Consider the following 3,007-nt stretch of genomic DNA (forward strand, 5'->3'; position numbering starts at 1 on the left):
CCCCTGGACCCCGGCCCGCTGACAGGCGAGTCCCCTCTGCTGGCCCATGTACCCGCTCCGGACGGGGAGGGCGAAGCCCCCCTGCCCGTGCCGGCCGACCTGGACGAATCCGCCACCCAGCCCGCGCCAAGGGGCCCGGTGACGGTCGTCGCGAAGGTCGAGCCCTCGTCCGCCGCCGACAAGGCCCGCAGGCGGCGTCAACTGGCCCGGTCGCTCCAGGGGCAGGCCATCCTCTTCTGGCAGCGCCAGTCGCTGCCCAAGCGCATCGGCCTCGCGTCGCTGGCGGCCGTGGCCGTGCTGGCCGGGGTGACGCTGCTCGTGGCGCTCGTGTCCCCCACGGCCATCCGGCTTCCGGGCCGTGAACCCTTCAAGCTGGGCATGGAGCCGGTGACGGACTCCTTCGGCCTGGGGGAGGGCGTGCGCTGGGTCCACGCCGACGACAAGCTTTTCGACTTCCGCTTCGTGTCCCCCACGCGCGCGGTGGCGGTGCTGCACTACCAGGCCAGCAACATCGCCCGGGACGAGGTCAACCTGTCCCTCAACGGCGTGTCCCTGGGCTGGGTGCCCCCGGACACGGCACAGACCGCCGAGCGTGAGCTGGAGCAGATCCTCCCGCCCAGCCTCCTGCGGCGCAACGCCAACAACCAGCTCCTCTTCGACAACGCCCTCAACCCGCCCGGCCGTGACCCGTGGCGCATCTGGAACCTGCGGCTGGAGATCATCCCGGTGCCGGAGGCGACGCCGGAGCAGCTGATCCTCTCCGCCCGGGAGGCCGCGAAGGCGGGGGCCCGCTTCTACGAGCTCAAGGACGTGGGCGCGGAGAACCTGTTCAAGGCGTGGCGGGAATACCGGGCCGCGTGGATCACCCTGGAGGCGCTGGACGACAAGCCGGAGCTCTACGAGGACGTCCGGGAGCGGATCGCCCAGATTTCAACGGAGCTGGACCACCGCTGCAGCCAGCTGATGATGCAGTTCCAGCGGGCGGTTCAGTTCCGCAGCCGACGGGATGCGGTCGCGACCCTGGAAGACGTACGGAGACGCTTCCCTACGGCCGAGCATCGCTGCCACAATCTCGCGCAGGAAAAAGCCTATGAGCACGAGCTTTAGGGCTCGTGCCCCCCTCAGCAGGACGCGGTGACCGCCATGTCGAACGCACCTCCCCCCGCCCGCCGACGGCCTACGTCCGGTACGCCCTCCTCCGGGACGGGTTCGCGCGCGCCGGTCCGCCGGTCGACCGCCGGTGCCGCCGCGGCCCGCCCCGCGAAGCTCGTCGTCATCGCCGGCCCCATGGAGGGCGAGGAGTTCGCGCTCTCCGAGCTCGAGTACACGGTCGGCCGCGCCACCGACAACCCCATCTGCATCCAGGACACGTCCGTCTCCCGCAAGCACGTGACGCTGCGCAAGGAGTCCGCCGGCTGGATGGTCAGTGACATGGGCTCCGGCAACGGAACCATCGTCAACGGCGAGCCCATCGCCGAGGAGACGCTTCTCGCCAACGGCGACGTCATCACGCTGGGCGACTCGGAGCTGCGCTACGAGGACACCGCCAACAGCACCGCCAAGGTGCAGGCCCCCTCCAGCCCCCGGCCCCGTCCGTCCACGGCGGCGGGCCGCGGTCCCACGGCCATTCCCTCGCGCCCCGCCCGGGAGGGCCGCGCGCGCCCGCAGACGTCGCGGGCCGCGGCCGCCGCGGAGCTCACGCCGGAAGCGCAGCGCAAGCGCATGCGGATGAAGCTCGCGGGCGTCGCCGTGCTGGTGGTGCTCTTCGCGGGCCTGGGCGTCGCGCGCTCGCGCATGCGGCAGCAGCAGGAGGAGCAGGGCCGCATCGAGGCGGAGCAGCGCAAGTACCGCGAGCAGCTGGGCGGCCTCTTCCAGGAGGCCAAGAACCTGGTGCGCGAGGGCCAGTGGGAGCAGGCCAAGGCGAAGCTGGAGGAGCTCCACACGCAGGCGCCGACCTACCCCGGCGTGGAGGACTACCTGAAGGCCGCGGAGCGGGAGATCCCCAACCAGAAGCACCTGGGCGCGGCCCAGGCGGCGCTGGACAAGGGGCAGCTCGCCGCCGCGAAGGCGTCCATCGAGAAGGTGAGCAGCGACACCCAGCTCTACGAGCAGCTGAAGACGGCGCGCAAGAACCTGACGGACGCCGCCGACACGCGCACGAAGGAGGCCAAGCGGCTGCTGGACACCCGCGCGCTGGAGAACGTGCAGAACGCCAAGGCCATCACCGACGACGTGCTCGCGACCTTCCCGGAGCACCGCGACGGCAAGCTCGTCAATGACGACGCCGTGCGCGTCATCGCGGACCTGACGCGTCCGGACCCCGTGCGCGTGGCCGCGGCGCCCAAGCCGTGGGAGCCCGCGGTGGACCGCTTCCGCGACGCGGACATCACCGGCGCGGTGGCCATCCTCAATGCGTGCTCGGCCAAGACGGCCCAGTGCAAGCGGCTGATGGCGCAGATGACGGAGTTCGGCAACCTCTACAAGAAGCTGGAGGACCTGGACGCCAAGGGCCTCACCCGCCTGCTCGCGCTGGACAAGGACATCACCGACGGGCGCACGAGCAAGATGGCGCGCAACGCGGGCACCCGCGCGGGCAACATCTATTACAAGAGCGCCGCGGGCGCGAAGGCCGCCGGCCAGTGGTCGCGCGCCATGGAGTTCGCCCGCCGCGCGCTCCAGGCGGACCCGAGCCACGCGGGCGCCGCCAACATCGTCAACGACCTCAAGGGCAAGGCGAAGGACCTGTACATGCAGGCCTACTCCATCAAGGACTCCAGCCCGGAGGACGCGCTGCCCAAGTTCCGCGACGTCGTCGCGATGACGCCGCCCGACGATGAGCTGCACGGCAAGGCCCAGGGCTGGGTCGAGAAGCTGTCGCGATGAAGAAGCGCAAGGGGCTGGAGCCGCCTCCGGCCGACGAGCCGGGGCAGGGCGACCTGTTCGGCACGTCGCTGCTGCCCCCCTTGCGTCCCGCGCCGGCGAAGGCCGCCAGCGGAGGCAAGCCGCC

The 3,007-nt window shown here is 71.5% G+C and carries 2 protein-coding genes; both read left to right on the forward strand.

Annotation, left to right across the window (positions count from 1 at the left end):
• A partial coding sequence (locus tag D7W82_RS40820) for an FHA domain-containing protein (protein WP_158617813.1) occupies positions 1-1,107 on the forward strand: 1,107 nt, incomplete at its 5' end.
• 36 nt (positions 1,108-1,143) lie between these two features.
• Entirely contained in the window at positions 1,144-2,883 is a 1,740-nt protein-coding gene (locus tag D7W82_RS39070) for an FHA domain-containing protein (protein WP_233588204.1), read from the forward strand.
• The last annotated feature ends 124 nt before the right edge of the window (positions 2,884-3,007 follow it).

Source organism: Corallococcus sp. CA049B (genome assembly GCF_003611685.1).
Lineage (GTDB): Bacteria > Myxococcota > Myxococcia > Myxococcales > Myxococcaceae > Corallococcus > Corallococcus coralloides.